This is a genomic window from Phreatobacter sp. (assembly GCF_052440005.1).
GTDB lineage: Bacteria > Pseudomonadota > Alphaproteobacteria > Rhizobiales > Phreatobacteraceae > Phreatobacter.
Genome location: NZ_JBQVQL010000035.1, coordinates 16129 through 42758, shown reverse-complemented (window position 1 = coordinate 42758; position 26630 = coordinate 16129). Strand labels below are relative to the sequence as shown.

The window sequence follows — 26630 nt, the reverse complement described above, 5'->3', positions numbered from 1 at the left end:
GTCCGTGGCCATCATCGACCGGGCCACCCGCGCCGTCGAGCGTGTGCTGGTGGGGCCCGGCTTGCCGGTCTGGTCGCTGGCCTTCCGTCCCGGCACCGACGAACTGATGACGGGGGGCGGCGACCGTCTGGTGCGGCGCTGGCTCGCCTCGACCGGGGAGCATCTCGGCGCCGTGGTCATGTCGCGCCCGTCCGACCGCCTCGCCAGCCTCGCCGACCACCCGGGCGCCGAGGTCTTCCGCGCCTGTTCGGCCTGCCACACGCTCGGCCCCGACGACGGCAACCGCGCCGGCCCGACGCTGCATGGCGTCATCGGCCGTCGTATCGGCACCGCTCCAGGTTACGACTTTTCGCCGGCCCTGCGCGGCATGGACATCGTCTGGACGAAGGAGACGATCGCCCGCCTCTTCGAGATCGGGCCGAACGCCTACACGCCGGGCACCAAGATGCCCGAGCAGCAGGTGACCGACCCCGACGACCTCAAGGCCCTCGTCGACTTCATCGCCAAAGCGACCGGCGCGGAATAGCTCAGTTGAGCCCGTCCTTGCCGGCCTTCGCCTCGGCGAGATAGTCCTCGGCCGTGCGCACGCGCGGGCGTTCCTGCGCCGCGTAGGGGTCGAAGCCCTCGTTGACCACACGCTCGACGCGGCAGTCCTCGCACATGAACAGGGCCTCGCGCCGCGCCGCATTGGCGCCGGAGAACATCCAGTGCCCCTCGAGCTTGGCGGCGATCCGCTCGATGGTCGACTTGGTCCCGAAGGCCTTGCCGCAGGCGGTGCAGTGGAACGGCTCCTCCTCCTTCACCACCCGCCGCGGCTCGCGCCAGGCGACGAAGTCGAGCTGCGGCACGAGGTCGATGGCATCCTCCGGGCAGGTCTGTTCGCACAGGCCGCACTGGACGCAGAGGCTCTCGGTGAAGCGCAGCATCGGCTTGTCGGGATTGTCCGACAGCGCGGCGGTCGGGCAGGCGGAGACGCAGGCGAGGCACAGCGTGCAGGCCGCCACGTCCACATGGGCCTTGCCGAAGGGCGCGCCCGCCGCGAGCGGGATCCGGTCCACCGGCGCCGGGGCGGCGTCGTGCAGCTCGAGGAAGGAGAGCTCGAGCAGGCCGCGCTTGGTGCCCATCGGCAGGAAGGTGGAGGGCTTCGGCGACGCCGTCGCGGCGAAGGGGACCGCGAGTGCCTGCGCCAGCATGTCCGGATCGTCGGTCTCGACCAGCCTGACGACGTCGGCGCCGTAGCCGAGCGCCGCGACCACCGAGCGCGTCGTCTCCAGCGTCCGCATCAGTCCGAGCAGGTCGTGCTTCGGCTTGGCGCGGCCGAGGACGGCGATGCCCGCCGCGCCATAGGCGAGGGCGGCTGCGAAGAGCTCGGGCCCCGCCTGGGTGATCTCGTTCACCTGCAGCGGCAGCACATGGGCCGGCAGGCCGGCGCCGAAGCGCGCCAGCGCGTCGATCAGCGGCAGGCCGTGGTCGCCGTCATGGAGCAACAGCACGGCGCCCGTGCCCCCCGCCGCGGCGTAGGTCGTCATCAGCGCCCTGAGGCGGCCGAGGATCGCGTCCACCGGCGGCAGCGCATAGGCCGCGGCGCCCGTCGGGCAGGCGGCGGCGCACTGGCCGCAGCCGGCGCAGATGGCGGGGTCGATGGCGACGTGGTCGCCGTCCGGGCTTATGGCGCCGGTCGGGCAAAGGTCGAGGCAGCGGGTGCAGCCGGTGATCTTGTTGCGGGAATGGGCGCAGAGATCGGCGGTGAAGGTGACGAAGCGCGGCTTGTCGAAGGTCCCGACGAGGCCGGACGCCTCGCCGATCAGCTTCTCCACCGCCGCGGCGTCGCGCGGGTCGGCGCGCAGGTAACCGGGCCTGAGCTCGTGCGCGGGAAACAGCGGCACGCCGCCCGAGAGGTCGATGACGAGGTCCGACGTCGAGGAGGCACCGTTGCGGGGCGCCTGCCAGAGGTAGCTCCGCCGCGACGAGGGCGCCGGCAGCGCATAGTCGTCCACCACCAGGGAAAAGGCGCCGAGATGGCCCTGCGCCGTGGAGATCGTTCCTTTCACGACGGGGAAGGCGGTCTCGCGCTGCGGCGCTACCTCACCCGGCCGGGTGAGCAGGACGGTGACGTCGAGGCTCGCCGAGAGCCGGCGCGCCACCTCCACCGCCACCTCGTCGCGGCCATAGACGAGGGCGACACCCTTTGATTCCAGCGTCACGGCCTGGATCGGCGGCATCTCCACGGCCGCCGCCGCCAGCAGCGCCGCGGTCTTCGGGCCGGCCTTCGCCGCATCCACCGACCAGCCCGCCTGCTCGCGCACATTGCCGAAGGTCAGGCGCCCGGCGTGGCCGAGATCCTGGGCGACCTCGGAAAAGAGCGGCGCCTCCTGGGTGCAGCCGACGGTGATGTCGCCGCCCTGTCCGACGACGGCCTTGAAGAAGTCGAGCTCTTTGCGGCACAGCTGGTCGGCGGTGCGGACCTTCGTCCGGCACGCCTTTCCCACCGCTTCCCCATGCAGCGGCATGGTTTCCTCGCAGGAGCAGAGGAATGTAGTGCCTGCCGTCATTGCGCTCTCCGACCCGCGGCTCTTCCCGCCGCGTGGGGTCTTCATATATTGGAAGCAGTCAAAAGAACCAGACCGGCCTGTCGCCGCGCCCCCGGCAGCTAAGGACTTCATGGCCCTCGTCACGCTCCGCGCCCCCTCGACGCTCGACCTGCCGCCCGGCTTCCGCGCCGTTCCGCTGCGCGAATCGGGCGATGCCTTCGCCCATGCCTGCCGCACGGCGGCGGAGGAGGGCGCGGGCACGCTCGTCTGGGTGCGGCGTTTCGACCTTGCCGAATTCGCCGTGGTGCTCGAGCCCGAGCAGCCTCTGGCCGAGGCGCGCAAGGCCTTCTTCATGGGCATGAACGCCGCCGCCGACGCCATCGCCGCCCTCTGCCCGCCCGAGCGCAGCGTCGCCTTCTCCTTTCCCGACGCGATACGCTTCGATGGCGGCCTCGTCGGCGGCGGCCGCCTCGGCTGGCCGAAGCGCTGCGCCGAGACCGAGGTGCCCGACTGGCTGGTCTTTGCGGCGAGCGTTCGCGTCTCCTTCTCCGGCCTGCTGGAGCCGGGGCAGGCGCCGACCGCCGCCGCCCTTGACGAAGAGGGCTTCGAGGGCGTCGGCCCGGCCATGCTGGTGGAGAGCTTCGCCCGCTTCCTCCTGCGCGCCGTCGACATCGTCCAGCACCAGGGCTTTGCGCCCATCCTTGCCGAGTATCTCGCGCGCGTCGCCAAGGACCGTCCGGGCGACACGCTCTCGCTCACGCCCGACGGCGATCTCGTTATCCGACCGGCGGTGGGCGACATGGAGCGTCAGACCGGCTTCCTCGACGGGTTGAAGGCCGCCTCCTGGCTCGACCGCGACACGGGAGGGCCGAAGCTGTGATGATGCTCCGGACCATCCGCCTCGACCCCTCCGACACCTTCGTCTTTCCCGTCGCCGCCGAACCCGGCGAGTGGGCGGTCACCGGCTCCTTCCTGTTCTGGGGCCGCGACGTCGCGGCCCTCGCCGGCAAGGAGCGCGCCGCCTTCCGTTCCGGCTTCGTCGGCGTCTCATCCCTCGGCTTCTCGACCCTCGTCGTCGCACAGCCCATCCGGCCCGAGGAGCGTGCCGCCGCCGTCGACAGCCTCGCCCGCCATCTGATGGACCGGCTCGGCGCGCCGGACATGGACGCCGCCCGTGCCGCGGCGGACGAGGAGATCGCCTTCGCCGCCTCCCTCGCCGACCATCCGGAGGGCACGCTGGTGGCCATGCACCGCGCCCTCGAGGCCGGCGAGATCCGCGAGCAGTTCCGCACCCTCTCGGCGCGCGAGAAGGCCGCCGGCGCCGACAGCCTCCATGCGACGGCCCGCGCCTTCACCTTCCACGAGGAGGTGGACGACGGTCCCGAGGAGCGCGTCGACCTGATCGACATGATGGCGGCCCGCAAATGACCACCGAAACCCGCACCGTCACCGAGTTCTGGGTCTCCTCCGGCCATCACATGACCCGCCGGGTCGAGGGCGGCGGGCTTGCCGTCACCGACGAGATGATCCTCGCCTATCTCGCCCGCCCCGAACTCGTGCCGCCGCCGGAGGCCTGCGCCGCCGAGCGCGCGCTCCACGCCGAGCTGATGGCATCGCCCCGCCGTCCGGTGACGGCCGCCATGATCGATGCGCTGGCCGACGAGGACGCCCGCGAGAACTGGCGCTTCATGATCGGCTTCCGCGACCGGCTCATCGCCCATCCCAGCATCGAGGCGGCCTATCTCTCCATCGTCCGCCAGGGTGCGAAGGGCGTACCGCCGCTGTTCCTCAACCAGCTCGTCCACCTCGTTCTGCGCAACGCGCTGGACGGCTGCGAGGACCCCTTCGTCCTGCGCGCCGCCGAACTCCTCTTCCGTCCGCAAAAGGGCTCCCTCAAGGACGGCGCGCTGCTCCTCGCCGACCAGGAGCTGATCGAGAGCTTCGAGGCCGACCGGCAGGCACTGCTGCAGACCTCGCCGCTGGCCGCCATGATGGGCACCGACGCGATGGGCGACCTCGAGGTGATGACCGACGAGACCGCGCCCACCTACTGGTCGCGCTCGGACGCCTTCTCCATGGTGTTCAACCTCGGCGGCGACCCGCGCTCCCGCGAGGCCCTGTGCCGGGCGCTGGAGACCTGGATTGCCCACATGCTGGGGGTCGAGACCACCATCGTGCCGATCGAGCGGATCGAGGACGCGGACTGGCGCTGGTTCGTCGGCCTCGATGCCGAGGCCACCGCCATCGGCAACAGGCTCTGGCGCGGCGAGGCGATTGACCCTGCCGACCAGAGTCGGGTCTGCGGCCTGTTCCGCCTCGATTTCGCCGACCCGCGCACGGTCGATCCGAAGCTCGGCGGCAAGCCGGTCTATCTCATCATGGCGCTGACCGAGGACATGATCCTCCGCGTCAAGCCGCAGAACCTGATCGTCGGCCTGCCGCTCGCCGGCCGGCAGGCGGCCTGAGGAGACGCCCATGCCCGTCCAGCACCTGACCGTCGGCATCGTCGCCGTGAAGCGCAAGCTGACCAATCCCTGGGTCGATTTCGAGTGGCTGCCCGAGGCGGTGCTCCCCGGCCTGCCGGCGGTCACGCCCGGCACGCTCATCGGCGCCGAGGGCCCCGTCGAGCGCTGGTATCTCGGCCCCGCCGAACTCACCCTCCATTCCGGCGAGACGGCCCACTACCGCGACAACCTCGTCTCCGGCCGCCCTGCGGTCTGGGTGGCGCTGCGCGAGGCCTATGACGGCGGCTGGTCGGTGGCCGGCGCCACCGTCGACCCCTACGAGGGCGAGGCCTATGTCGACGTGGTCACCGACAAGGTCGAGGCCGTACCCATGCCGCACGAGATCGCGGTGGAGCTGCAGGCCTTCGTCGATGCGCACCATGTCGACCAGCCCTTCTTCAAGCGCAAGCGCGACCGCAAGGATCCGCACGCCGAGCCGGACTTCGGCCTCGGCCATCCCGCGCGCCAGCCCGGGAGGCGACCGTGAGCGACGCCGACAAGGGCTTCCTCTCCCGCTGGTCGCGGCTGAAGCGCCAGCCGGCGCCGCCTCCCGAAGCGGCACCGCCGGCGGCCGAACCTGCCGCCGCGCCGGCGCCAGAGGGCAAGGCGCTCGACGACCTTTTGGCGCAGCTTCCGCGCGTCGAGGATCTCGTCCCCGGCCAGAGCCTGTCGGCCTTCATGCAGCCCTGGGTGCCGGCCGGCGTCCGCAACGCCGCGCTCCAGCGCATGTGGCTGCTCGATCCGGCCATCCGCGACTACGTCAGCCCGGCGCTCGACTACGCCTACGACTACAACACGCCCGGTGGCGCGCCGGGATTCGGGCCCATGGAAACCGGCCAGGATGCTATCCGTGAGGTCGCCGAGATGTTCGACCGGGTCCTCGGCAAGGACCAGAAAGAGGGTTCCGCGGCGCCCGCGAGCGGACACGACAATGTGTCGCAAGCGGGGTCGGTGGACGCTGCTGGCGATGCTGCGGTGCAGCAATCCTTCCCTGTAACGTCAATCGTGCGGACGGAGGTATCCGGCGCTTCGGAAAAGACGACTGGAAAAGCACAGGAAATTGGCGGGGAAGACGCGCAGGCTCCTGCTGCGGCGCACAAGAGTGCAAGCGAAACGAAGGACTTGCGGCCTGTCGGTCGCCGCCATGGCGGCGCGCTGCCGGGTTAGGAAGGTCCTATGACCGCTTGCCAGCAGCCCCCATAGCTTGTAGCTATTCTAAGGCAAATATGGACAGCCTATGGCCAAGGTGCGGTACAGCGCCGGCAGGGCTCCGAGGAACGGTCGCAGCAGTGCGTGAACGGGTACTAGAGGAAGCGATCAAGGCGGTCGGCGGGGTGGGTGCCCTGGCGAGAGCGCTCGGCATTTCGCAGCCTTCCGTTTCGAGCTGGAACCGCGTGCCTCCCGAGCGCGTCATCGCCGTGGAGAAGGTCTCCGGCGTCGGCCGCCACGTGCTGCGTCCCGACCTCTATCCCGAGAGCCGTTCCTCCATCGCCCTCGCCATGGAGGCGGCGCGCGACAAGGCCGGCGTCGATGAGATGGACCGCCTGCGCTCGGCCGAATACGGGCTGCTCGCCCTCCTGCTCTTCCGCGTGCCGACCGCCGAGGTCCTGGCCCAGGTGGCCGAGCTCAAGGGCGACGTCTCGCCTCTCGGCATGGCCCATCTCGCCCTGGCGCGCGCCGCCGCCGAGACCGACGTCGAGAAGGTCGGCCGCGAGTTCTTCGATCTCTTCGTGGGCGTCGGGCGCGGCGAGCTGCTGCCCTATGCCTCCTACTATCTGACCGGCTTTCTGCACGAGCGGCCGCTCGCCGCCGTGCGGCAGTCCTTCGTCGACCTCGGCATCATCCGCGAGGACGGGTCGCGTGAGCCGGAAGACCATATCGCCCTGCTCTTCGACGTGATGGCGAACCTCGCCGCGCGGGAGATCGGCGAGGGCTACGAGACGGAGAAGGCCTTCTTCGAGGCGCATCTGAAGCCTTGGGCGGGCCGCTTCTTCGCAGATCTGGAATCGATGACGGGCAGGCCCTTCTACGCCGCGGTGGGCGCGGTGGGCAGGCTGTTCGTCGCCATTGAAGACGAGGCTTTCTCCTTCGACGCCTGAGGCGCGAAGGACGAATGGAGGACACGACCATGTCGGATCAAGCCAAGAACCAGGGAACCGCCGCCGCTCCGGCCCGCCGCGACTTCCTCAAGGCGATGACCGGTGCCTCGGCTGTCGCCGCGGCCGCCGTGGTCGGCGCCGACCAGGCCGATGCCCAGGCCGTCACCCGTGAGAGCCGCGATGAGCGCACCAAGGCCCGCTACCAGGCCAATTCCGCGCACGTCCAGGCCTTCTACCGCACCAACCGCTACTGAGAGGCGCCCCCCATGCTCATCAAGCGCAAGTCCGAGGACGCCGCCCGCACCCGTCTCGCCGGTCTCGCCGGCGGTCTGACCTCCGGTGTGATGGATCGCCGTACCTTCCTCGCCCGCTCCGGCCTCACCGCCGCAGGCGCCATCGCCGTCGGTTCGCTGACGCTGGGCGCGGTGCGCCGCGCCGAGGCCGTCGCCGCGCCCCAGCCGGGCGTCGCCATCACGGTGAAGAAGAACATGTGCACCCACTGCTCGGTGGGCTGCACCGTCAAGGCCGAGGTGCAGAACGGCGTCTGGACCGGCCAGGAGCCGGCCTGGGAAAGCCCGATCAACCGCGGCACCCATTGCGCCAAGGGCGCGGCCTCCCGCGAGCTCGTCTTCGGCGAGCGCCGCGTGAAATATCCAATGAAGCTGTCGGGCGGCCAGTGGCAGCGCATCTCGTGGGACCAGGCGTTCAACGAGATCGGCGACAAGATGATGGAGATCCGCGGCAAGTCCGGCGCCGATTCCGTCTACATGCTCGGCTCGGCCAAGTTCACCAACGAGGCGGCCTATCTCTTCCGCAAGTTCGCCGCCTTCTGGGGCACTAACAACGTCGACCACCAGGCCCGCATCTGCCACTCCACCACCGTGGCCGGCGTCGCCAACACCTGGGGCTACGGCGCCCAGACGAACTCCTACAACGACATCCGCAACTCCAAGACCATGATCATCATGGGCGGCAACCCCGCCGAGGCCCATCCCGTGTCGCTTCAGCACGTGCTGAGCGGCAAGGAGATGAACCGCGCCAACATGATCGTCATCGATCCCCGCATGACGCGCACCGCCGCCCATGCGACCGAATATGTCCGCATCCGCTCCGGCACCGACATTCCGGTCATCTGGGGCATCATGTGGCACATCATCAAGAACGGCTGGGAGGACAAGGACTTCCTCGCCAAGCGCGTCTACGGCATGTCCGAGGCGCTCAAGGAAGTGGAGAAGTGGGACCCCAAGACCGTCGAGGACGTCACCGGCGTTCCCGGCGCGCAGCTCGAGCGGGTCGCCAAGCTCTTCGCCACCGAGAAGCCTTCCACGCTGATCTGGTGCATGGGCGCCACCCAGCACACGGTCGGCACGGCCAACGTGCGCGCCTACTGCACGCTGCTCCTGCTCACCGGTAACGTCGGCGCCCCCGGCACCGGCGCCAACATCTTCCGCGGCCACACCAACGTGCAGGGTGCGACCGATCTCGGCCTCGACGTCGGCAACCTGCCGCTCTACTACGGCCTGGTCGAGGGCGCGTGGCGCCACTGGGCCCGCGTCTGGGACGTGCCCTACGACTACTTCGTCTCCCGCTTCGACGAGGTGCCGGCCAAGGCCGGCCGCGGCGCCCGCACGGGCAAGCAGAACATGGAGGTCTCGGGCATCCCCTCCACCCGCTGGTTCGACGCCACGCTGCTGCCGGGCGAGCAGGTCGACCAGAAGGACAACATCAAGGCGATGTTCGTCATGGGCCACGGCGGCAACACGATCCCGCGTGTTCCCGGCGCGGTCGAGGGCCTCGGCAAGCTCGACCTCCTCGTCGTGGTCGACCCGCATCCGACCAACTTCGTCTCGCTCGGCAACCGGCGCGACGGCACCTACGTGCTGCCCGCCTGCACCAACTTCGAGTGTGACGGGTCGCGCACCGCCTCCAACCGCTCGGTGCAGTGGGGCGAGAAGGTCGTCGAGCCGATCTTCGAATCGGCGTCGGACTACTGGATCATCTACAAGTTCGCCCAGAAGCTCGGTTTCGCCGACGCGATGTTCAAGAACATCAAGATGGTGAAGGGCAAGTACGGCGACGAGCCGGAGGCCGAATCGCTGCTGCGCGAGATCAACCGCGGCGGCTGGTCCACCGGCTATACCGGCCAGTCGCCGGAGCGCATCAAGGCGCACATGGCGAACCAGGACAAGTTCGACATCGTCACCCTGCGCGCGCCGAAGGAACTCGCCGACATCGGCGGCGACTTCTACGGCCTGCCCTGGCCGTGCTGGGGCAAGCCCGAGGTGCGCCACCCCGGCACCCACATCCTCTACAACACCAACGTCCGCATGATGGATGGCGGCGGTGCCTTCCGTCCGCGCTTCGGCCTGGAGCGCAACGGCGAGACCCTGCTGGCGCAGAACTCGTGGAACCTGGATTCACCGATCCAGGACGGCTACCCCGAGTTCACCTACGCCATCTTCCAGCGCCTCGGCTGGGACGCCGACCTGACGGCGGAGGAGAAGGCGCAGATCGAGCGGCAGGGCGGCGCCAACGTCGGTGCCGTCTCCTGGGCCACCGACCTGTCGGGCGGCATCCAGCGCGTCTGCCTCGAGAAGAACGTCGTGCCCTTCGGCAACGGCAAGGCACGCGCCATCGCCTGGAACCTGCCGGATCCGGTGCCGATCCATCGCGAGCCGATCTACACGCCCCGCCCCGACCTCGTGGCCAAGTACCCGGCCCGCGCCGACGAGCGGAACCTGCGCATGCCCAACCTTCACACGACCTACCAGAAGGGCGCCGTGGACAAGGGCATCGCCCGCCAGTTCCCGATCATCCTCACCTCCGGCCGCCTCGTGGAATACGAAGGCGGCGGCGAGGAGACGCGGTCCAACAAGTGGCTCGCCGAGCTGCAGCAGGACATGTTCGTCGAGATCAACCCGCGCGACGCCAGCCAGCGCAACATCACCGATGGTGGCTGGGTCTGGGTCGCCGGCCCCGAGGGTGGCCGTGCCCGCGTCAAGGCGCTCGTCACCGAGCGTGTCGGCCCGGGCGTCGCCTGGATGCCGTTCCACTTCGGTGGCTGGTACCAGGGCGAGGACCAGCGCAAGAACTACCCGCAGGGGACGGACCCGATCGTCCTCGGCGAGAGCGTCAACACCGTGACCACCTACGGCTATGACCCGGTGACGGGCATGCACGAAGGCAAGGCCACGCTCTGCCAGATCCAGGCGGCGTGAGAGGGAGGACCGAACAATGGCCCGCATGAAATTCCTCTGCGACGCTGATCGCTGCATCGAGTGCAACGCCTGCGTCACCGCCTGCAAGAACGAGCACGACGTGCCCTGGGGCATCAACCGCCGGCGCGTCGTCACCCTCAACGACGGCAAGCCTGGCGAGCGCTCCATCTCCATGGCCTGCATGCACTGCACCGACGCGCCCTGCGCGGCGGTCTGCCCGGTGAACTGCTTCTACACCACGGCCGACGCGGTGGTGCTGCACTCCAAGGAGCTGTGCATCGGCTGCGGCTACTGCTTCTACGCCTGCCCCTTCGGCGCGCCCCAGTATCCGCGCGTCGGCAATTTCGGCACGCGCGGCAAGATGGACAAGTGCACCTACTGCGCCGGCGGCCCGCTCGCCGACAGCTCGACGGCCGAATACGCCGCCTACGGGGCCAACCGCCTCGCCGAGGGCAAGCTGCCGCTCTGCGCCGAGATGTGCTCCACCAAGGCGCTCCTCGCCGGCGACAGCGACATGATCGCCACCATCTACAAGGAGCGCGTGCTGAAGCGCGGCTACGGCTCCGGCGCCTGGGGCTGGCAGACGGCCTACAAGGAAACCATCGCCATCTGATCCGTCGCGGCGGCGGGCTCGCCTCGCCGCCCTCTCCGCCTCGTCAATTCCGGACGGCCGCCGTGAGCGGACCGTCCGCAGGGAGGACCATCCGATGCGCTTCTCGCTTCGGTCTCTCGTTGCAGCCCTCGCCGTTGCAATGGCCGTCTTCGTCGCTGCGCCGGCCTTTGCCCAGCAGCCGACCTCCGTCAATCCCACGGCCTCGTCCGTCCAGGAGCGCCAGCTGTTGCAGGCCCTGCAGGCCGGCACCCCGGGCCAGGGCACCACGCTGTCGGGCCGCATCACCATCCCAGACGCCGGCGCGGGCAACCTGATCCAGCCGCAGGGCCAGGCGTGGCGGACCTTCCACCAGGGCACCATGCACTGGATCGGCGCCATCGCCATCCTCGGCATGCTGGCGGCCCTCACGGTCTTCTACCTGGTGCGCGGCCGCATCATGATCGAGGCCGGCCGCTCCGGCGCCTCCATCCTGCGCTTCTCCACCTTCGAGCGCTTCATCCACTGGATGACCGCCGGCTGCTTCATCATCCTCGCCCTGTCGGGACTGAACGTCACCTTCGGCAAGTTCATCCTCGCCCCGGTCTTCGGCGAGGGCGCCTTCGCCGCCATGTCGCAGTGGGCCAAATACGCCCACAACTACCTCGCCTGGCCCTTCATGCTCGGCCTGGTTTTCATGTTCGTCACCTGGGTGATCCACAACATCCCGGACAGCACCGACATCGTCTGGTTCAAGAAGGGCGGCGGCCTCGTCGGCGGCGAGCATCCCCCGGCCAAGAAGTTCAACGCCGGACAGAAGCTCATCTTCTGGTCGGTGATCGTCGGCGGCGGCATGCTCTCCGTGTCGGGCGTCTACATGCTCTTCCCGGCCTCGGCCGGCGGCGTCCTGGCGATGCAGTTCTGGAACATCGTCCACGGCGTCGTCGCGGTGCTGCTCATCGCCGCCATGATCGCCCACATCTACATCGGCTCGATCGGCATGGAGGGCGCGGCGGACGCCATGACCTCCGGCGAGGTCGATCTGAACTGGGCCAAGGAGCACCATTCGCTCTGGGTCGAGGAGAAGCTGGCGCGCGGCGCCGTGCATCCCCACGCCGCCGGCCAGCCGGCCGAGTAGGCCTCACGACCCATCATCCTCTGGCGCGCCCGGCCGCAAGGCCGGGCGTCGTCGTTTCAGGGGCTGGCGGCGCTGCGGCTGCCGCCCTAGTGTCCCGGCGAACGGTCTTGGAGGCGCAGGCGCGATGAAGGTGGTGGGACTGGCCGGCTGGAGCGGGGCGGGCAAGACGACCCTGCTCGCGCGCGTCATCCCCGTTCTCACCCGGCGGGGGCTCTCCGTCTCCACCGTCAAGCACGCCCACCACGCCTTCGACATCGACCAGCCGGGCAAGGATTCCTACGCCCATCGCGAGGCCGGCGCCAGCGAGGTGCTGGTCGCCTCCGGGCGCCGCTGGGCGCTGATGCACGAGCTGCGCGACGAGGAGGAGCCGCGGCTCGCCGACCTGCTGGCGCGGCTCTCCCCGGTCGATCTGGTCATCGTCGAAGGCTTCAAGCGCGAGGCCCATCCCAAGATCGAGATCCATCGCGCCGCCAACGGCAAACCCTGGCTCTTTCCCGACGTCTCGCATGTCGGCGGCCTGATCTGCGACGCCGAGCCGCCGGGCTGGACAGGCCCGCGCGTCGGGCTCGATGACGCCGAGGCCGCCGCCGCCCTCCTGGCCGCCGCTGCCGAGCCCGTGGGCGACGTCGTCGCGCGGCTGCACGCATCCCCGCCGATCGAACTCGCGCGCCAGCCGCGCAAGTCGGCCCGGGCGTCCTGAACCCATGGCCCAGCTCTCCTCCGACCAGTTCGCCTTCGGCGGCCAGCTCCTCTCGGTCGAGGACGCTCTCGCCCGCGTCGGCGAGGGCCTGCGCCCTGTCGCCGAGACCGAGACGGTCTCTCTCCTCGAGGCGGACGGCCGCATCCTCGCCGCCGATTTCGCCGCCCCCGTCAGCCTGCCGCCCTTCTTCAACTCGGCGGTGGACGGCTATGCGGTGCGGTTCGCCGACCTGATGCCGGGCGAGGAGACGCGCCTCACCGTCGGTTCGCGCGTGCCCGCCGGCGCCGAGGCCGCCGCCGCCCGCGCCGCGGAGGCCGTGCGCATCTTCACCGGCGCGCCCATGCCGGAGGGCTGCGACACCGTTTTCATGCAGGAGGACGTGCGCCTCGACGGCGCGGCGGTGATCCTGCCGCCCGGCCTCTCCGCCGGCGCCAATTGCCGCCCGGCGGGCGAAGACCTGCCGGCCGGCAGCCTCGCGCTGTCCGCCGGCCGCCTGATGTCGCCTGAGACCATCGCCCTCGCCGCCGCGCTCGGCGTGACCGGCGTGGTCGTCCGCCGCCGCGTCCGCGTCGCCGTCTTCTCCACCGGCAACGAGATCGTCTCGCCCGGCGCGCCGCTCGGACCCGCCCAGCTCTACGATTCCAACCGCTTCATGCTGCAGGCGCTGCTGCGCCGGCTCGGCGCGGCGGTCACCGATCTCGGCATCCTCCCCGACGACCGCGCGGCGATCTCCGCCGCCCTCCGCGATGCGGCGGCCCACCACGACCTCATCCTCACCTCCGGCGGCGTCTCCACCGGCGAGGAGGACCACGTGAAGGCGGCGGTGGAACAGGTCGGCAGCCTCACCTTCTGGCGGCTCGCCATCAAGCCGGGCCGCCCCGTCGCCATGGGCGTGATCCCGTCGGCCCGCGACGGCGAGGCCGCCGCCTTCATCGGCCTCCCCGGCAATCCCGTCGCGGTCTTCGTCACCTTCGCCCACGTCGTCAGGCCGTTCCTGACCGTTCTTGCGGGGGCAAAGCCCGAGAGGCCGCTGGCGCTGCCCGTGCGCTGCGCCTTTCCCTACAAGAAGAAGGCCGGGCGGCGCGAATATGTGCGGGTGGCCCTCAGGCGCACGCCGGACGGGGCCGTCGAGGCGGTGAAGCACCCGCGCGACGGCGCCGGCGTCATCACCTCGCTCACCGAGACCGACGGCCTCGTCGAGCTTCCCGAGGCGATCGAGCGCGTCGCGCCCGGCGACACCGTCGCCTTCCTCTCCTACGCCCTGCTGCGCTGAGGCTCAGGCGGCGGGAAAGCCGGCGAGGATGGTCTCCGCCTCGGCGAGGTCCTCAGGGCTGTTGGCGTTGAAAAAGGGATCGTAGGGGGCGGTCGGCCAGACGGCCTCGGCGATGCCGTGGCGCGCCGTCCAGCGGTCGATCTTGCGCAGGTCCTCCACCACCAGGGCGTGGCGGAGGTCGGCGGCGAGTGAGACCGGCCAGAGGCCGACGACCGGATGGGTCTGGTCGCCCGAGCGGGCGCAGGCGAGCGCCGTCCCCGCCGCCTCGCGCGCCTCATGGAGCCGGGAGACGAGGTCCATGGGGAGGAAGGGCGAATCGGTCGGGATCGACAGCAGCCAGGCCGTCTGCGGCCGGTGCACCGCCATCCATTCCAGCGCCGCGAGAATGCCCGCGAGCGGCCCGGCGAAGCCCTCCACCGTGTCCGCCACCACCGGCAGGCCGAGGCCGGCGAAGCGGGCGGGATCGCCATTGGCGTTGACGATCAGGCCGTCGCATTGCGGCGCGAGGCGCGCGACGGCGCGGTCGAGCAGGGTGACCCCGCCGAGGGTCTTCAGCGGCTTGTCGCCGCCACCCATGCGCCGGGCGAGGCCGCCTGCCAGCAGCACGCCGAGGGTTTCGGGATGGGCCAAGCGTCAGTCCTCCGCGCCCTTGCGCCGGTGGCGGGCGCTCTCCTCCTCGACATAGGCGAGGTCCTGGTCGAAGACGATCCGGTCCTCTCCGGCCAGCGCCACGAAGCGCTTCCCCTTGGCCCGGCCGATGAGGGTGAGGCCGCACTGGCGCGCGAGCTCCACGCCCCAGGCGGTGAAGCCGGACCGCGAGACGAGGATGGGGATGCCCATGCGCACCGTCTTGATGACCATTTCCGAGGTCAGCCGCCCGGTCGTGTAGAAGATCTTGTCGGCGCCGCTCTCGCCGTGGCGGAACATCCAGCCGGCGATCTTGTCCACCGCGTTGTGGCGGCCGACGTCCTCCATATAGACCAGCGGCTGGTCCTCGCGGCACAGCACGCAGCCGTGGATGGCGCCGGCCTCCAGGTAGAGCGAGGGCATGGTGTTGATGGCGTGGGTCAGCCGGTAGAGCCAGGAGGTGCGGAACTCCGCCTTCGGCAGCGTGATCTCCGACAGCGCCTCCATCAGGTCGCCGAAGGCGGTGCCCTGGGCGCAGCCGGAGGTCTGGGTCCGCTTCTTCAGCTTCGCCTCGAAATTGGTGTGTGCCTCGGTGCGCACCACCACCACTTCGAGGTCCTCGTCGTACTCGACCTCGGTGACCACGTCGTCGGGCTTCAGCATGTTCTGGTTCAAAAGGTAGCCGATCGCCAGATAGTCCGGGTAGTCGCCGATCGTCATCATCGTGACGATCTCCTGGGCGTTCAGATAGAGCGTCAGCGGCCGCTCCACCGTCACCGCCGTCTCGATGGGCTCTCCGCGTTCGTTGACGCCCGTCACCCGCTGGGTGAGGCGGGGGTCGGCAGGGTTCGGAACGATGAAGGGCGGCGTTGCGGGCATGGCACCGGAGCTTGCGAGGTCGGCCGGTGCATAGCACGGCGCCGCGGCGCCGTGCCATGGTCGCGTCATTCTGCGGGCATCCCCGGCGCCACGAAGCCGTGACGGGCGAGAATCCGCTGCCCGGCCGGCGACAGGACGAACAGGGCCAGCCGGTAGGCCGCCGGCGAGGCGCCGCTCACCACCGTCAGGCCATAGTCCGCCCCAACGGCCAGCGCGTCCGGCAGCGCCACCATGCGGATACCCGGCTGTTCGCGGCCGATGGGCCCGGCATTGGTGCAGTAGGCGAGGAAGAGGTCGGCCTTGCCCGCGGCGATGACGTGGCCATAGGCGTTGCGCCCCTCCGGCACCGGCGCGCTCGACGGCCCGCCGGTGAGCTGCAGCGCCTTGGCCTCCAGCGCCGTCCGCGCACCGGGCCGCACCGCCTCGGCGCGCGCGAAGACCTGGTAGGCATAGTCGCCAGCAGGGTCGGCGCGCGGCGTGGAGGTGCCGAGCTTCACCGCCGGGTCGAGCATGCGGTCGAGCAGGTTCGTCGGCGTCACTTCGAGCCCGGGTCGCACGAAGGCGCAGAGCGCGTTGCGGGCGAAGAGAACCACCGGTCCCGCCTTGCCGGCGGTCGCCAGCGCCTGCGGGTGGGTCATGTTGGCGGAAGCGAAGACCTCCGCCCGCTCACCGCCCGCTATGGCGTCGCGGATCAGCCCGGAGGGCCGGTAGACCTGCGTCACCTTGGGGCCGCCGGCCGCCTCGAAGGCGGCCGACACCTCGGTCAGGGCGCCGCGCAGGCTCCCGGCTGCATGCAGCAGCACCGGTTCCTGCGCGTTCGCGCTGCCCGTGGCCAGCATCATCAGGCCCGCCGCCAGAATCCGCCGCATCTCACGCTCCCGTGTCGGAGGCGTTGGCGAAGAAGAGCTGCTGGCCGTTGATCTTGTAGTCGGCGATGGCCTTCTGCCCCTCCGGCCCGACGATCCAGTCGATGAAGGCCTGTCCGTCTGCCTGCTTGACGTGCGGATGGCGCTGCGGGTTCACCAGCATGATGCCGTACTGGTTGAACAGGCGGCGGTCGCCCTCCACCAGGATGTCGAGGTCGGCGCGGTTACGGAACGACAGCCAGGTCGCGCGGTCGGAAAGCACATAGGCGTTCATGCCGCCGGCGGTGTTGAGCGCGGCGCCCATGCCCTGGCCGATCTCCCGGTACCACGTGCCGCGGGTGGCGGCGAGGTCGATGCGGGCCGCCTGCCAGAGGGCGAGTTCGGCCTGGTGGGTGCCGGAACGGTCACCGCGCGAGACGAAGGGCGCCGCCTTCGTCTGGATGGCGGTGAGGGCGGCGGCGATGTCGCGCGAGCCCTTGATGCCGGCGGGGTCGGACTTCGGCCCGATGAGGACGAAGTCGTTGTACATGACGGGGCGCCGCGGCCCGCCGAAACCCTCGGCGACGAAGCGCTCCTCGGCGCCGCGGGCATGGACGAAGACCACGTCCGCATCGCCCCGCCGGCCTGTGTCGAGCGCCTGCCCGGTGCCCTGGCTGATGACGCGCACCTCGATGCCGGTCTTCGCCTTGAACAGCGGCAGGAGGTGATTGAACAGCCCGGAATCGACCGTCGAGGTGGTCGAGGCCACGGTGATGAAGCGGGTGCCCGCCGGGGCCGGCGCGGTGGTCGTGGCGGCAGGGCGCGAGTCCTGCGCCAGGGCGGCGGCGCCGAGGGCGAGGAAGGCCGTGGTGGCGGCCAGCAGGTGTCTCTTGGTCAGCATGGTCGTCTCCTCAGGGGTGTCGGGCCGGATCACCAGACCAGGTCTCCGGCAATGAAGGCGCGGGCCTCGGGGCTTGCCGGGCCGGCGAAGAAGGTGCGGGCCTCGGCGTCCTCGACGAGGCGCCCGCGATGCAGGAACAGCACGCGGTCGGCGAGCCGGCGCGCCTGACCCATGTCGTGAGTGGCCATGACCAGCGTCATGCCCTCGCCGCGGAGTGCCGCCAGCATCTCCTCAATCTGCCGGGTGGCGCCGGGATCGAGTTGCGACGTGGGTTCGTCGAGGAAGAGAACCTCAGGGCGCAGCGACCAGGCCCGGGCGATGGCGAGGCGCTGCTGCTCGCCGCCGGACATCAGTCGCGCCGGCCGTTCGGCGAGCGGCGCGAGGCCGAAGCGCTCCAGCGCCGCGTCGCAGCGCACTCCCCGCTCGCTGCGTGCGACGCCGGCCGCGGCCAGCGCATGCAGCATGTTGGCGCGGGCCGAGCGGCGCAGCATCACCGGCTTCTGAAAAACCATGGCGTGACGCTTGACGCCCGCGATCGTCCCCCGCTCCGCCGCCCACGACACCGCGCCGGCGGTCGGCGCCAGCAGGCCGTGGCAGAGGCGCAGCGTCAGCGACTTGCCGGACCCGTTGGGCCCGATGAGCACGGTCAGTCCGCCCCGCGGCAGGGCGAAGCCGATCCCGTCGACCAGCCGTCGACCGCCGGCCTCGAAGACGAGGTCGGTCACCGTCAGCGGCAGGACGGACAGGGTGTCGCGCATACCGCTCATCCTGCGAAGCGCGCGCCGACGCGGCTCGCGCCGTAGGTGACGGCGTTGATGGCGAGCGTCAGCAGGATCAGGACGATGCCGAGGCCGAGCGCCAGCGGCAGGTCACCCTTGGAGGTCTCCAGCGCGATGGCGGTGGTCATGGTGCGGGTGTAGCCGGCGATGTTGCCGCCGACGATCAGGACGGCGCCGACCTCGGCGCTGGCGCGGCCGAAGCCGGCGAGGATGGCGGTGGCGAGCGCGAAGCGGCCATCCCAGAGCAGGGTCGGGATCGCCCTGAAGCCGGTCAGGCCGATGGAGGCGAGGTGCTCGCGATACTCGGCGTGGAGGTCTTCGGTCAGCTGGCGGGTGATGGCGATGACGATGGGCAACACCAGCAGCGCCTGGGCCACCACCATGGCGGTGGGAGTGAAGAGAAGGCCGAGCGGCCCGAGCGGCCCCGACCGGGACAGCAGCAGGAACACGAGCAGCCCGGCCACCACCGGCGGCAGGCCCATCAGCGCGTTGACCAGGACGATGACCGCGCCGCGACCGGGAAACCGCGCCAGCGCCAGCAGCGCCCCGAGTGGCAGGCCGATCAGCGCGGCGACGCTGACGGCCGACAGCGTCACCGTCAGCGACAGGCCGACGATGGAGAGGAAGGCCGGGTCGCCGCCGAGGATGAGGCCGAAGGCGGCGGCGAAGGACTGGGTGATGTCCACGAGGAGCAGGTCCGGGCGATCAAATGGTTGCACTATGTAGCGATCCGCCTTACCCAGAGGCAAACACGGAATTGGCGCACTCAGGAGCAGCTTGGTGCAGGAGGCCGTCTATCTCACCACCGACGAGGCCGCCGCCTATCTCCGGCTCAAGGAGCGCAAGCTCTACGAGCTGGTGGCGAACGGCCAGATCCCCTGCTCCAAGGTCAGCGGCAAGTGGCTCTTCCCGCGCGCGGCGCTCGACCGGTGGGTGGCGGCGGGCCTGTCGCGCCCCGAGGGCTTCGTCGCCGAGTTGGCCCCGCCCATTGTCGGCGGTAGCCACGATCCCCTGCTCGAATGGTGCCTCAGGCAGGCGAATGCGGGTCTCGCGCTCCTCGCCGAAGGCTCCGAGACCGGGCTCGAGCGCCTGGAACGCAACGAGGTGGCGGCGGCCGCCATCCACCTTCACGGCGAGGGCGACGACGAGGCGGCCAACATCGCCGGTGTCGCCGCGCGCGCCGGCCTGCACGATGCGGTCGTCATCGGCTTCGCACGCCGCGAGCAGGGCTTCCTCGTCGCCGCCGGCAACCCGCTCGGCCTCGGCGGGCTCGCCGACGTGGCGAGGGGCGAGGCACGCATCGGGCTGAGGCCTGCGGGGGCCGGTGCCCAGCTGCTGCTGGAGGCAGTGGCGGCCCGCGCCGGCATGGCGGTCGAGACCCTCCGGCGGGCGCCGCAGCCCTATCCGACCGGTCCCGACCTCGCGCTGGCCATCCGCGGAGGCGAGATCGACTGCGGCATCGCCACCCGGGCCGTCGCGGCTCTCCACGGCCTCGATTTCGTGCCGCTGGTCTGGGAGCGCTTCGACCTCGTCCTGCGCCGCCGGACCTATTTCGAGCCGCCGGCGCAGAAGCTCTTCGGCTTCCTCCGCGATCCCGGCTTTGGCCGCCGTGCCGAGGCGCTCGGGGGCTACGACGTCGGTCCGGCCGGTCTCGTGCGCCTCAACCGGTGACTTGGCGGGTCCGCGCCCCATATGAGGCTCATGTCGTCCGGCTCCGCCCTCATTCCCCTCGACCGCGCCCTCGCCCGCCTTCTCGACGGGCTCGGTCCGGTCGCGGCCGAAACGGCCGCACTGCCTGATGCGGCAGGGCTCGTCGCGGCGGAGACGCTGCATGCCCCGCGGGCCTTGCCCGTCCGCCCCCTCGCCCTGCGCCGCGGCATCGCCGTCGCCAGCGCTGACCTCGTCGGCGCGACGCCCCATGCGCCGGCCCTGCTGCCGTCGGCGCCGCCCGTGGTGCTCGGCGGCGACGTGCTGCCGGAGGGGGCCGATGCGGTCCTGCCCGCGGATGCTGCGGCCACCTCCGGACCGTTCCACGAAATCGGCCAGTCCGCCTATCCCGGCGAGGGTGCGGTGCTGCCGGGAACCGACCTCACGGACGGCGCGGTCATCGTTGCGGCAGGCGCGCCGATCACCGCCGAGGCAGTCCTCGCCCTGCAGCTCGCCGGCATCGCCGAGCTCACGGTCCGCCGGCCGCGGATCGCGTTGATGGGCGATGCCGCCGGCGCCGAGGCCGCCTGGCTTAAGGCGCGACTGGCGCGGGCGGGCTGCGCAGTCACGGATGCCGCGCCGGCTGACCTCGTGCTTCACCTCGCGCGCGACCCGGCGGCGGTCGTCGCAGGGCCGGGCCTCGCCCTCCAGCCCGGCGGCGACGCGGCACTCCTGGTCGACGGGACCAGCCGGACCCTCGTGCTCGCGCCGCGCGCCGATGCCCTCGTCGCCGCGCTCTTCGCCCTCGTCTTCCCCGTGGTCGCGGTTCTCCAGGGGCGGCGCCTCGCCACTGTTGCCCGCGCGCTCACCCGCAACATGGCCTCGCAGGTGGGGCTTGCCGATCTCGCGCTCCTGCGCCACACCCCGGAGGGCTGGGAGCCGCTGGGCGTCGGCCGGGTGACCCTCATGGCAATCCTCGCCGCGGACGCCGTCGCCATCCTCGGCCCCGAGAGCGAGGGCGCCGCCGCCGGCGCCCCGATCGCAGCCATTCCCCTTCAGGAGCCTTTCGACCCGCGATGACCGCCAACGCCGCCCTCGTGCAGGACCAGTTCCTGCAAGTCCTGTCTCGCGACGAGGCCATCGCGCGCTTCCGCGCGGCGCTGCAGCCGCGGCCTCTGGGGGCCGAGACGGTGCCGCTGGACGCGCTCGCCGGCCGGGTTCTGGCCAAGACCATCGCCGCTCCCGTCGACACGCCGCCCTTCGACCGTTCGGTGGTCGACGGTTTCGCCCTGCGCGCCGCCGACGTCGCGGCCGCGTCCGAGGGCGCGCCGGTGCTGCTCGCCGTCAACGCCGAGACCATCGCCTGCGGCACCGCGCCCAGCCTCACCGTCACTGCCGTCACGGCGACCCCCATCGCCACCGGCGGCCCCATGCCGCGCGGCGCGGATGCGGTCGTGATGATCGAGCACACCTCGCTGGAGGCGGACGGACACCTCGCGATCCGGCGCGCGGTGGGTCCCGGCCAGAACATCGCATTCGCAGGCTCCGACATCGCCCGCGGCGAGACCCTGCTGCGCCGCGGCACCGTCATCGGCGCGCGCGAGATCGGCATGCTGGCCGCCGTCGGCGCGGCATCCGCGAGCGTCTGGCGCAAGCCGCGGGTCGCGGTGATCTCCACCGGCGACGAACTGGTGGCGCCGGGCGAGCCGCTGAGGCCCGCCGCGATCTACGATTCCAACGGCCCCATCGTGGCCGCGGCCCTGGAGGAGAACGGCTGCGTCGCCGTCCGCTTCGGCGCCGTTCCCGACGTCGCCGACGCACTGGAGGCGGCGATCCGCGAGGCCCATGCCACCTGCGACGCCGTCATCCTCTCCGGCGGCACCTCCAAGGGGGCGGGAGACCTCACCTACCGCATCGTCGGGGCGCTCGGCGCGCCGGGTATCGTCGCCCACGGCGTCGCGCTGAAACCCGGCAAGCCGCTCTGCCTCGCCGTCTGCGACGGTCGGCCGGTGGTGGTCCTGCCGGGCTTCCCGACCTCCGCCATGTTCACCTTCCACGACATCGTGGCGCCGGTGCTGCGCATCCTCGCGGGCCTGCCCGAACGCGCCGAGACCAGCGTCACCGCCCGCGTTCCGGCGCGAATCCCCTCCGATCTCGGCCGCACCGAATTCGTCATGGTCGCGCTGTCCGACGGCGCGGGAGGGCTCGTCGCCCACCCCGTCGGCAAGGGCTCGGGCGCGGTCACGGCCTTCAGCCAGGCCGACGGCTTCCTCGCCATCGACGCCCTGAGCGAGGCGCTGCCGGCGGACAGCGAGACCACCGTCACCCTGTTCACGCCGCACATCGTGCCGCCCGACCTCGCCGTCATGGGCAGCCATTGCACCGGCCTCGACGCCGTCATCGAAGTCCTCGCCGACCGGGGCATCACCGCCCGGTCGCTGGCGCTTGGCAGCCTCGGCGGTCTCTCCGCCCTGAAGCGGGGCGAATGCGACGTCGCTCCCATCCATCTGCTCGACCCCGCCACGGGTCGCTACAACGCGCCCTTCCTCACCGAGGGGATGCGCCTCGTGCCCGGCTGGCGGCGCATGCAGGGCATCGTCTTTCGCCCCGGCGATCCCCGCTTCACGGACGCCACGACGCCCGAGGCGGCGCTCGCCGCTGCCCTCGCCGACCCCGACTGCCTGATGGTCAACCGCAACACGGGCGCCGGCACCCGCGTGCTGCTGGACGGGCTCCTCGCCGGCCGCAAGCCGCAGGGCTACTGGAACCAGCCGCGCTCCCACAACGCCATCGTCGCCGCCGTGGCGCAGGGCCGCGCCGACTGGGGCGTCACCATCGCGCCGGCCGCCCGCCCCCTCGGCCTCGGCTTCATCCCGCTGGCGGAGGAGCACTACGACTTCGCGGTGGCCCGCGACCCGCGGCGCCCGGACGTGGTCGCCCGTTTCGAGGAGGCCGTCGCCGCGGCGGGCGAGGCGTTGCGCGCCCTCGGTTTCACGCCGGCCTGAGGCGGCGGGACCGGTTCAGAGCTGATTAAGACATCTGCGTCATCCTCGCGTTCCAAAGGTCATGGTGGATGACGACGCCTTTCGACGAAGCCCTGAAGCCGATCAATTCCATGATCGGCGCCCTCGCGCCGAAGCTGCGCGGGGCGCTGGTGGAAGAGCTCGTCGACGAAATCTCCCGCGAGCGGCTCGACGCTGAGTCGCGCAAGGCTCTCGTCCTCGACAATATCGTCGCCGAGGCCCTGCGCGATGCGCCCATGCCGAGCCGGGTGCGCGCCTCGCCGCGCCTCGCCCGCTGCGCCAGCTCCCTGCCGGAGGCCACGACCACGCTCGCCTGCGACGTCATCGCCGTCGCCGAGGCCATCCTCAACGCGCCCGACCTGCCCGACGACATCATGCTGCGGGTCTGCGCCCCCGAGCGTCAGGAGCACATGCAGATCATCGCCAAGCGGCAGAAGGTCTCCGCTCTCCTCGCCCGCGCCATCGTCGAGATGGGCGAGGCGGCGACCGTGGTCACCCTGGTGCGCAACGCCGGAGCTCACCTGACGACGGAAGGCTTCGCCGAGATCGTCGCCCGCCACGGCGGCGATCCCGCCGTCCGCTCCATGCTGACGCAGCGCCCCGACTGCCCGGCCGACCTTGCGACGAAGTTCGGCGCCGCCACCTCGCGCGACGTGCCGAGCGGCGAGGAGCTTCTCGAACAGTTGCAGGCGCTCGCGGAGGAGCGGCAGATCGTTCCCGCCATGGATCTCCTGATGCGCTGCATCGGCCGCGACCGCGACGCCGGCCGCAAGATTCTCGAGCGCGACGACGAGAAGGCGCTGGGCGCCATCTGCCACATCGCGGGCGTCGACGCCGAGACCTACGAGATGCTGATCCACGCCTGGCGCGTCACCGCCGGCAAGCCGCTCACCGACGTGCACAAGGCGCCGGTTCGATTCCGCCTGATGCGTCCCGCCGAGATCGACCGGGTGATCTCGCGCCTGCCGCTCGCGCGCATGCGCGCCGGCGAGGCCGTTCCCGCCTGATCCCCTATTCGGCCGCGGCCTGGTAGCGCTGCAGCGGCAATCCCAGATCCATCCAGACCTGCATGAGCGCGCCAGCGAGATCGTCGATCATCGCATCGGTATGGGCGGGGCCGGGCGTGATCCTGAGCCGCTCGGTGCCCTTCGGCACGGTCGGGTAGTTGATCGGCTGGATGTAGATGCCGTGCTCGGCGAGCAGCCGGTCGCTCGCCGCCTTGCAGCGTTCCGCATCGCCCACCAGCACCGGCACGATGTGGGTGCTGGAGGTCATGACCGGCAGCCCGGCGAGCGACAGCACGCGCTTGGCGCGCGCCGCCTGGCGCTGCTGCATGTCGCGCTCGATGGAGGAGGTCTTGAGGTGGCGGATGGCGGCGGCTGCCGCGGCGGCGATGGCCGGCGGCAGGGCGGTGGTGAAGATGAAGCCCGCCGCATGGCAGCGCACCGCGTCGATCACCGCGGCCGAGCCGGCGATGTAGCCGCCCATGACGCCGAAGGCCTTCCCGAGGGTGCCCTCGATCACGTCGAGACGCCCCATCTGCCCGTCACGCTCGGCGACGCCGGCGCCGCGCGGCCCGTACATGCCGACGGCATGGACCTCGTCGATATAGGTCATGGCGCGATAACGCTGGGCGAGGTCGCAGATCGCCGCGATCGGCGCCACGTCGCCGTCCATCGAATAGACGCTCTCGAAGACGATCAGCTTGTTGCGCGCGGGGCCGGCGGCGACCAGCAGCTCCTCGAGATGGGCGAGGTCGTTGTGGCGGAACACGACGCGCTCGCAACCCGACTGGCGCACGCCCTCGATCATCGAATTGTGGTTCAGCGCGTCGGAGAGGATCAGGCAGTCGGGCAGCAGCTTGGCGATGGTCGAGATGCCGGCCTGGTTGGAGATGTAGCCCGAGGTGAAGACGAGGGCTGCTTCCTTGCCGTGCAGGTCGGCGAGTTCGCGCTCCAGCTCGACGATGGGATGGGAGGTGCCGGAGATGTTGCGGGTGCCGCCGGCCCCAGCGCCCATGGTGCGGGCGGTTTCGGCCATGGCCTCGACCACGCGGGGATGATGGCCCATGCCCAGATAGTCGTTGGAGCACCAGATGACGACGTCGCGCGGCCCCTCGGGGGAATGCCACGTGGCCTGCGGGAATTTGCCGACCTTGCGTTCCAGGTCGGCGAACACCCGGTAGCGGCGTTCGTCCTTCAGGCGGGAGACGGCGTTCTCGAAGAACTGGGCGTAGGTCATGGCTCGTCGATCCGTGCGAGCCCCGGCGACAGGTCGGGGGGAATTCGAATGTGCCGGAACACACCCGCGGCGGCCTTGACGTCGATCAAGGGCTTGGGCGGGTCTCTAGCATCGTTCCAATCTACGTCGCCACGGGCCGATGGTCGCGCCGTTTCACAAACCGTTGATGCGCATCAGCGCCTGGAAGTGCTTCGTCGCCTGGTAGTCGAGGACCTGCATCCATTCGCGGGCCGTCTGCTTCGCCTGCTCGGCGGGGATGATCTTCAAGGGCAGGCCGGTCGACATGGCCAGCACCTGCTGTCGGCAGGCGCGCTCGAGGTAGTAGAGGTCGTCGAAGGCCACCGCCACCGTCGGCCCGCCGATCGTGACGCCGTGATGCTCCAGGAAGATCACGTCGGCATGCGGGTTGTCCTTCTGCGCCTGGGCGATGCGCTCCCCCTCCTCGGCGTTCAGCGCCACGCCGCCGAAGCCCTGGTAGGCGGTGCGGTCGAGGAAGCGGCACGCGGTCTGGTGCGCCATTTCCAGTCGCCCGCCTTCCACCATGGTCAGCGCCGTGGCGTGGGGCATGTGGACGTGGAGGATCGCCTGATGGCGCGGATTGGCGCGGTGTCCGGCGATGTGGATGTTGCGGGCGGTCGCCTCCACCTCGCCCCAGCCCTGGTGGATCGTCCCGTCACCGTCGATCAGCAGCAGGTCGTCGGGCCGCATCTCGCCCCAGTGGATGCCGTAGGGATTGATGAGGTAGCGCTCGTCCGCGCCGGGAACGACCACCGAGAAATGGTTGCAGATGCCCTCGTTGAGGTCGAAGCGCGCAGCCAGGCGCAGCGCCGCGGCGAGCTCGCGCCTCAGGGTGGTGATGTCTGCTGTGGCGCTCATGGCTCTCTCCCCGGGGCGGCTCTGCCCCGGCCTCTCCGGAAACGAAAACGCCTGCGAACGGATCGCAGGCGTCGGTGACGATGCCGGGGCCCGCCCGAGGCGGCAAGCCTCATTTCGGCGCGAGCACCATGATCATCTGGCGGCCTTCCAGCCGCGATTCCTGCTCGACCTTGGCGATGTTGACAGTATCGGCCTTGACGCGGTCCAGAACCCTGACGCCGAGGTCCATGTGCGCCATCTCGCGGCCGCGGAAGCGCAGGGTCACCTTCACCTTGTCGCCTTCCTCGAAGAAGCGCTTCATCGCCTTCATCTTGGTATCGTAGTCGTGGTCGTCGATACCGGGGCGCAGCTTGATCTCCTTGACCTCCACCGTCTTCTGATTGCGGCGGGCCTCGGCAGCCTTCTTCTGCTCCTGGAACTTGAACTTGCCGTAGTCCATGATCTTGCAGACGGGGGGCACGGCGTTCGGGGCGACCTCGACGAGGTCGAGCCCGGCCTCCACGGCCATCTGGACGGCATCGCGCGTCTGGATCACGCCGCGGTTCTCGCCCTCGGCATCGATCAGCTGGACTTCGCGGACACGGATCATCTCGTTGATGCGCGGCCCGTCACGCTCGACGGGGGCGGCGGCTCTCATGGGTCTGCGAATGGGGGCGTCTCCTTCAGACGTTGACGGGGCCGGACCGGGGGCGGCCGCGTTTCCTGATGGAGAAGAACGCAGGCCGATCCCTGATGATCCGGAGGGTGGCGAAGATCGGTA

The 26630-nt window shown here is 70.7% G+C and carries 27 protein-coding genes; 17 read left to right on the top strand and 10 right to left on the bottom strand.

The genetic code is table 11. From position 1 onward, the window contains the following. Nucleotides 1-526, top strand: a 526-nt coding sequence (locus tag ACT6XY_RS10725; RefSeq protein WP_444748327.1) for a c-type cytochrome, incomplete at its 5' end; no start/stop codon positions are given. A gap of 1 nt (nucleotide 527) precedes the next feature. On the opposite strand, the gene ACT6XY_RS10720 is transcribed toward ACT6XY_RS10725, so the two are convergent. Further along, nucleotides 528-2552: a 4Fe-4S binding protein gene (locus ACT6XY_RS10720; RefSeq protein ID WP_444748326.1), complete on the bottom strand. Its 2025-nt coding sequence runs from the start codon at nucleotides 2550-2552 to the stop codon at nucleotides 528-530. A gap of 109 nt (nucleotides 2553-2661) precedes the next feature. Here ACT6XY_RS10720 and ACT6XY_RS10715 point away from each other — a divergent pair, with 109 nt between their 5' ends. From ACT6XY_RS10715 to ACT6XY_RS10660, 12 genes are all read left to right on the top strand, one after another. After that, on the top strand, nucleotides 2662-3411 hold the full coding sequence (locus tag ACT6XY_RS10715) for a biotin/lipoate--protein ligase family protein (protein WP_444748325.1): 750 nt from the start codon (nucleotides 2662-2664) through the stop codon (nucleotides 3409-3411). Then, nucleotides 3411-3959 carry a DUF6505 family protein gene (locus ACT6XY_RS10710; RefSeq protein ID WP_444748324.1) on the top strand — a complete coding sequence of 183 codons (549 nt, stop codon included), beginning with the start codon at nucleotides 3411-3413 and terminating at the stop codon, nucleotides 3957-3959. The genes ACT6XY_RS10715 and ACT6XY_RS10710 overlap by 1 nt, the downstream gene beginning before the upstream one ends. Next, a complete protein-coding gene (locus ACT6XY_RS10705) occupies nucleotides 3956-4996 on the top strand; it encodes a DUF6352 family protein (protein WP_444748323.1) in 1041 nt (346 codons plus the stop codon). Before ACT6XY_RS10710 ends, ACT6XY_RS10705 begins: the two co-directional genes overlap by 4 nt. Before the next feature lie 10 nt (nucleotides 4997-5006). Further along, nucleotides 5007-5522, top strand: coding sequence for a DUF3305 domain-containing protein (locus tag ACT6XY_RS10700; protein WP_444748322.1), 516 nt, complete (start codon nucleotides 5007-5009; stop codon nucleotides 5520-5522). Further along, on the top strand, nucleotides 5519-6202 hold the full coding sequence (locus ACT6XY_RS10695; RefSeq protein WP_444748321.1) for a DUF3306 domain-containing protein: 684 nt from the start codon (nucleotides 5519-5521) through the stop codon (nucleotides 6200-6202). Before ACT6XY_RS10700 ends, ACT6XY_RS10695 begins: the two co-directional genes overlap by 4 nt. Before the next feature lie 122 nt (nucleotides 6203-6324). Further along, on the top strand, nucleotides 6325-7134 hold the full coding sequence (locus tag ACT6XY_RS10690; protein ID WP_444748320.1) for a Cro/CI family transcriptional regulator: 810 nt from the start codon (nucleotides 6325-6327) through the stop codon (nucleotides 7132-7134). A gap of 29 nt (nucleotides 7135-7163) precedes the next feature. Further along, nucleotides 7164-7388, top strand: a complete 225-nt coding sequence (locus ACT6XY_RS10685) for a twin-arginine translocation signal domain-containing protein (RefSeq protein ID WP_444748319.1) — start codon at nucleotides 7164-7166, stop codon at nucleotides 7386-7388. A gap of 12 nt (nucleotides 7389-7400) precedes the next feature. Then, nucleotides 7401-10352 carry a formate dehydrogenase subunit alpha gene (locus ACT6XY_RS10680; RefSeq protein WP_444748318.1) on the top strand — a complete coding sequence of 984 codons (2952 nt, stop codon included), beginning with the start codon at nucleotides 7401-7403 and terminating at the stop codon, nucleotides 10350-10352. Nucleotides 10353-10368: 16 nt separating this feature from the next. Beyond that, entirely contained in the window at nucleotides 10369-10965 is a 597-nt protein-coding gene (fdh3B, locus tag ACT6XY_RS10675; RefSeq protein WP_444748317.1) for a formate dehydrogenase FDH3 subunit beta, read from the top strand. A 94-nt stretch (nucleotides 10966-11059) separates the two neighbouring features. Beyond that, the gene (locus ACT6XY_RS10670) at nucleotides 11060-12079 is read left to right on the top strand and encodes a formate dehydrogenase subunit gamma (RefSeq protein ID WP_444748316.1); all 1020 of its coding nucleotides are present in this window, start codon (nucleotides 11060-11062) and stop codon (nucleotides 12077-12079) included. 124 nt (nucleotides 12080-12203) lie between these two features. Then, entirely contained in the window at nucleotides 12204-12779 is a 576-nt protein-coding gene (gene mobB, locus ACT6XY_RS10665) for a molybdopterin-guanine dinucleotide biosynthesis protein B (protein WP_444748315.1), read from the top strand. A gap of 4 nt (nucleotides 12780-12783) precedes the next feature. After that, nucleotides 12784-14052: a molybdopterin molybdotransferase MoeA gene (locus tag ACT6XY_RS10660; RefSeq protein ID WP_444748314.1), complete on the top strand. Its 1269-nt coding sequence runs from the start codon at nucleotides 12784-12786 to the stop codon at nucleotides 14050-14052. A gap of 3 nt (nucleotides 14053-14055) precedes the next feature. Here the strand turns inward: ACT6XY_RS10660 and mobA are convergent, their stop codons facing one another. The 6 genes from mobA to ACT6XY_RS10630 all read right to left on the bottom strand — a co-directional run bounded on the left by mobA (nucleotide 14056) and on the right by ACT6XY_RS10630 (nucleotide 18802). Further along, a complete protein-coding gene (gene mobA / locus ACT6XY_RS10655) occupies nucleotides 14056-14682 on the bottom strand; it encodes a molybdenum cofactor guanylyltransferase MobA (protein ID WP_444748313.1) in 627 nt (208 codons plus the stop codon). 3 nt (nucleotides 14683-14685) lie between these two features. Then, complete coding sequence (locus ACT6XY_RS10650) at nucleotides 14686-15558, bottom strand: formate dehydrogenase accessory sulfurtransferase FdhD (RefSeq protein WP_444748330.1); 873 nt, start codon at nucleotides 15556-15558, stop codon at nucleotides 14686-14688. 65 nt (nucleotides 15559-15623) lie between these two features. After that, nucleotides 15624-16427, bottom strand: coding sequence for a molybdate ABC transporter substrate-binding protein (locus ACT6XY_RS10645; protein ID WP_444748312.1), 804 nt, complete (start codon nucleotides 16425-16427; stop codon nucleotides 15624-15626). 1 nt (nucleotide 16428) lies between these two features. Further along, nucleotides 16429-17304 carry a substrate-binding domain-containing protein gene (locus ACT6XY_RS10640; protein ID WP_444748311.1) on the bottom strand — a complete coding sequence of 292 codons (876 nt, stop codon included), beginning with the start codon at nucleotides 17302-17304 and terminating at the stop codon, nucleotides 16429-16431. Nucleotides 17305-17333: 29 nt separating this feature from the next. Then, a complete protein-coding gene (locus tag ACT6XY_RS10635) occupies nucleotides 17334-18062 on the bottom strand; it encodes an ATP-binding cassette domain-containing protein (protein ID WP_444748310.1) in 729 nt (242 codons plus the stop codon). Nucleotides 18063-18067: 5 nt separating this feature from the next. Next, nucleotides 18068-18802: an ABC transporter permease gene (locus ACT6XY_RS10630; protein WP_444748309.1), complete on the bottom strand. Its 735-nt coding sequence runs from the start codon at nucleotides 18800-18802 to the stop codon at nucleotides 18068-18070. 61 nt (nucleotides 18803-18863) lie between these two features. Between ACT6XY_RS10630 and ACT6XY_RS10625 the strand changes: the two genes are divergently transcribed. The 4 genes from ACT6XY_RS10625 (at nucleotide 18864) to ACT6XY_RS10610 (ending at nucleotide 23760) form a co-directional block, all read left to right on the top strand. Then, the gene (locus tag ACT6XY_RS10625; protein ID WP_444748308.1) at nucleotides 18864-19754 is read left to right on the top strand and encodes a substrate-binding domain-containing protein; all 891 of its coding nucleotides are present in this window, start codon (nucleotides 18864-18866) and stop codon (nucleotides 19752-19754) included. Between the two features lie 30 nt (nucleotides 19755-19784). Then, a complete protein-coding gene (locus ACT6XY_RS10620) occupies nucleotides 19785-20810 on the top strand; it encodes a hypothetical protein (protein ID WP_444748307.1) in 1026 nt (341 codons plus the stop codon). Continuing rightward, nucleotides 20807-22735, top strand: coding sequence for a molybdopterin biosynthesis protein (locus tag ACT6XY_RS10615; protein WP_444748306.1), 1929 nt, complete (start codon nucleotides 20807-20809; stop codon nucleotides 22733-22735). Before ACT6XY_RS10620 ends, ACT6XY_RS10615 begins: the two co-directional genes overlap by 4 nt. A gap of 68 nt (nucleotides 22736-22803) precedes the next feature. Further along, nucleotides 22804-23760 carry a DUF2336 domain-containing protein gene (locus tag ACT6XY_RS10610; protein WP_444748305.1) on the top strand — a complete coding sequence of 319 codons (957 nt, stop codon included), beginning with the start codon at nucleotides 22804-22806 and terminating at the stop codon, nucleotides 23758-23760. 4 nt (nucleotides 23761-23764) lie between these two features. Here the strand turns inward: ACT6XY_RS10610 and hemA are convergent, their stop codons facing one another. The 3 genes from hemA to infC all read right to left on the bottom strand — a co-directional run bounded on the left by hemA (nucleotide 23765) and on the right by infC (nucleotide 26507). Continuing rightward, nucleotides 23765-24994 (bottom strand): 5-aminolevulinate synthase, encoded by a 1230-nt coding sequence (hemA, locus tag ACT6XY_RS10605; protein WP_444748304.1) that lies wholly within the window; start codon nucleotides 24992-24994, stop codon nucleotides 23765-23767. Between the two features lie 153 nt (nucleotides 24995-25147). Further along, complete coding sequence (locus ACT6XY_RS10600) at nucleotides 25148-25870, bottom strand: aldolase (RefSeq protein WP_444748303.1); 723 nt, start codon at nucleotides 25868-25870, stop codon at nucleotides 25148-25150. Nucleotides 25871-25979: 109 nt separating this feature from the next. Next, complete coding sequence (gene infC / locus ACT6XY_RS10595) at nucleotides 25980-26507, bottom strand: translation initiation factor IF-3 (RefSeq protein ID WP_444748302.1); 528 nt, start codon at nucleotides 26505-26507, stop codon at nucleotides 25980-25982. Nucleotides 26508-26630 lie beyond the last annotated feature (123 nt).

Coding starts and splice junctions, on each gene's coding strand:
- ACT6XY_RS10720 (WP_444748326.1), bottom strand. CDS start 2,552: ATGACGGCAGGCACTACATTCCTCTGCTCCTGCGAGGAAACCATGCCG.
- ACT6XY_RS10715 (WP_444748325.1), top strand. CDS start 2,662: ATGGCCCTCGTCACGCTCCGCGCCCCCTCGACGCTCGACCTGCCGCCC.
- ACT6XY_RS10710 (WP_444748324.1), top strand. CDS start 3,411: ATGATGCTCCGGACCATCCGCCTCGACCCCTCCGACACCTTCGTCTTT.
- ACT6XY_RS10705 (WP_444748323.1), top strand. CDS start 3,956: ATGACCACCGAAACCCGCACCGTCACCGAGTTCTGGGTCTCCTCCGGC.
- ACT6XY_RS10700 (WP_444748322.1), top strand. CDS start 5,007: ATGCCCGTCCAGCACCTGACCGTCGGCATCGTCGCCGTGAAGCGCAAG.
- ACT6XY_RS10685 (WP_444748319.1), top strand. CDS start 7,164: ATGTCGGATCAAGCCAAGAACCAGGGAACCGCCGCCGCTCCGGCCCGC.
- ACT6XY_RS10680 (WP_444748318.1), top strand. CDS start 7,401: ATGCTCATCAAGCGCAAGTCCGAGGACGCCGCCCGCACCCGTCTCGCC.
- fdh3B (WP_444748317.1), top strand. CDS start 10,369: ATGGCCCGCATGAAATTCCTCTGCGACGCTGATCGCTGCATCGAGTGC.
- ACT6XY_RS10670 (WP_444748316.1), top strand. CDS start 11,060: ATGCGCTTCTCGCTTCGGTCTCTCGTTGCAGCCCTCGCCGTTGCAATG.
- mobB (WP_444748315.1), top strand. CDS start 12,204: ATGAAGGTGGTGGGACTGGCCGGCTGGAGCGGGGCGGGCAAGACGACC.
- ACT6XY_RS10660 (WP_444748314.1), top strand. CDS start 12,784: ATGGCCCAGCTCTCCTCCGACCAGTTCGCCTTCGGCGGCCAGCTCCTC.
- ACT6XY_RS10650 (WP_444748330.1), bottom strand. CDS start 15,558: ATGCCCGCAACGCCGCCCTTCATCGTTCCGAACCCTGCCGACCCCCGC.
- ACT6XY_RS10645 (WP_444748312.1), bottom strand. CDS start 16,427: ATGCGGCGGATTCTGGCGGCGGGCCTGATGATGCTGGCCACGGGCAGC.
- ACT6XY_RS10640 (WP_444748311.1), bottom strand. CDS start 17,304: ATGCTGACCAAGAGACACCTGCTGGCCGCCACCACGGCCTTCCTCGCC.
- ACT6XY_RS10635 (WP_444748310.1), bottom strand. CDS start 18,062: ATGCGCGACACCCTGTCCGTCCTGCCGCTGACGGTGACCGACCTCGTC.
- ACT6XY_RS10620 (WP_444748307.1), top strand. CDS start 19,785: ATGTCGTCCGGCTCCGCCCTCATTCCCCTCGACCGCGCCCTCGCCCGC.
- ACT6XY_RS10615 (WP_444748306.1), top strand. CDS start 20,807: ATGACCGCCAACGCCGCCCTCGTGCAGGACCAGTTCCTGCAAGTCCTG.
- ACT6XY_RS10610 (WP_444748305.1), top strand. CDS start 22,804: ATGACGACGCCTTTCGACGAAGCCCTGAAGCCGATCAATTCCATGATC.
- hemA (WP_444748304.1), bottom strand. CDS start 24,994: ATGACCTACGCCCAGTTCTTCGAGAACGCCGTCTCCCGCCTGAAGGAC.
- ACT6XY_RS10600 (WP_444748303.1), bottom strand. CDS start 25,870: ATGAGCGCCACAGCAGACATCACCACCCTGAGGCGCGAGCTCGCCGCG.
- infC (WP_444748302.1), bottom strand. CDS start 26,507: ATGAGAGCCGCCGCCCCCGTCGAGCGTGACGGGCCGCGCATCAACGAG.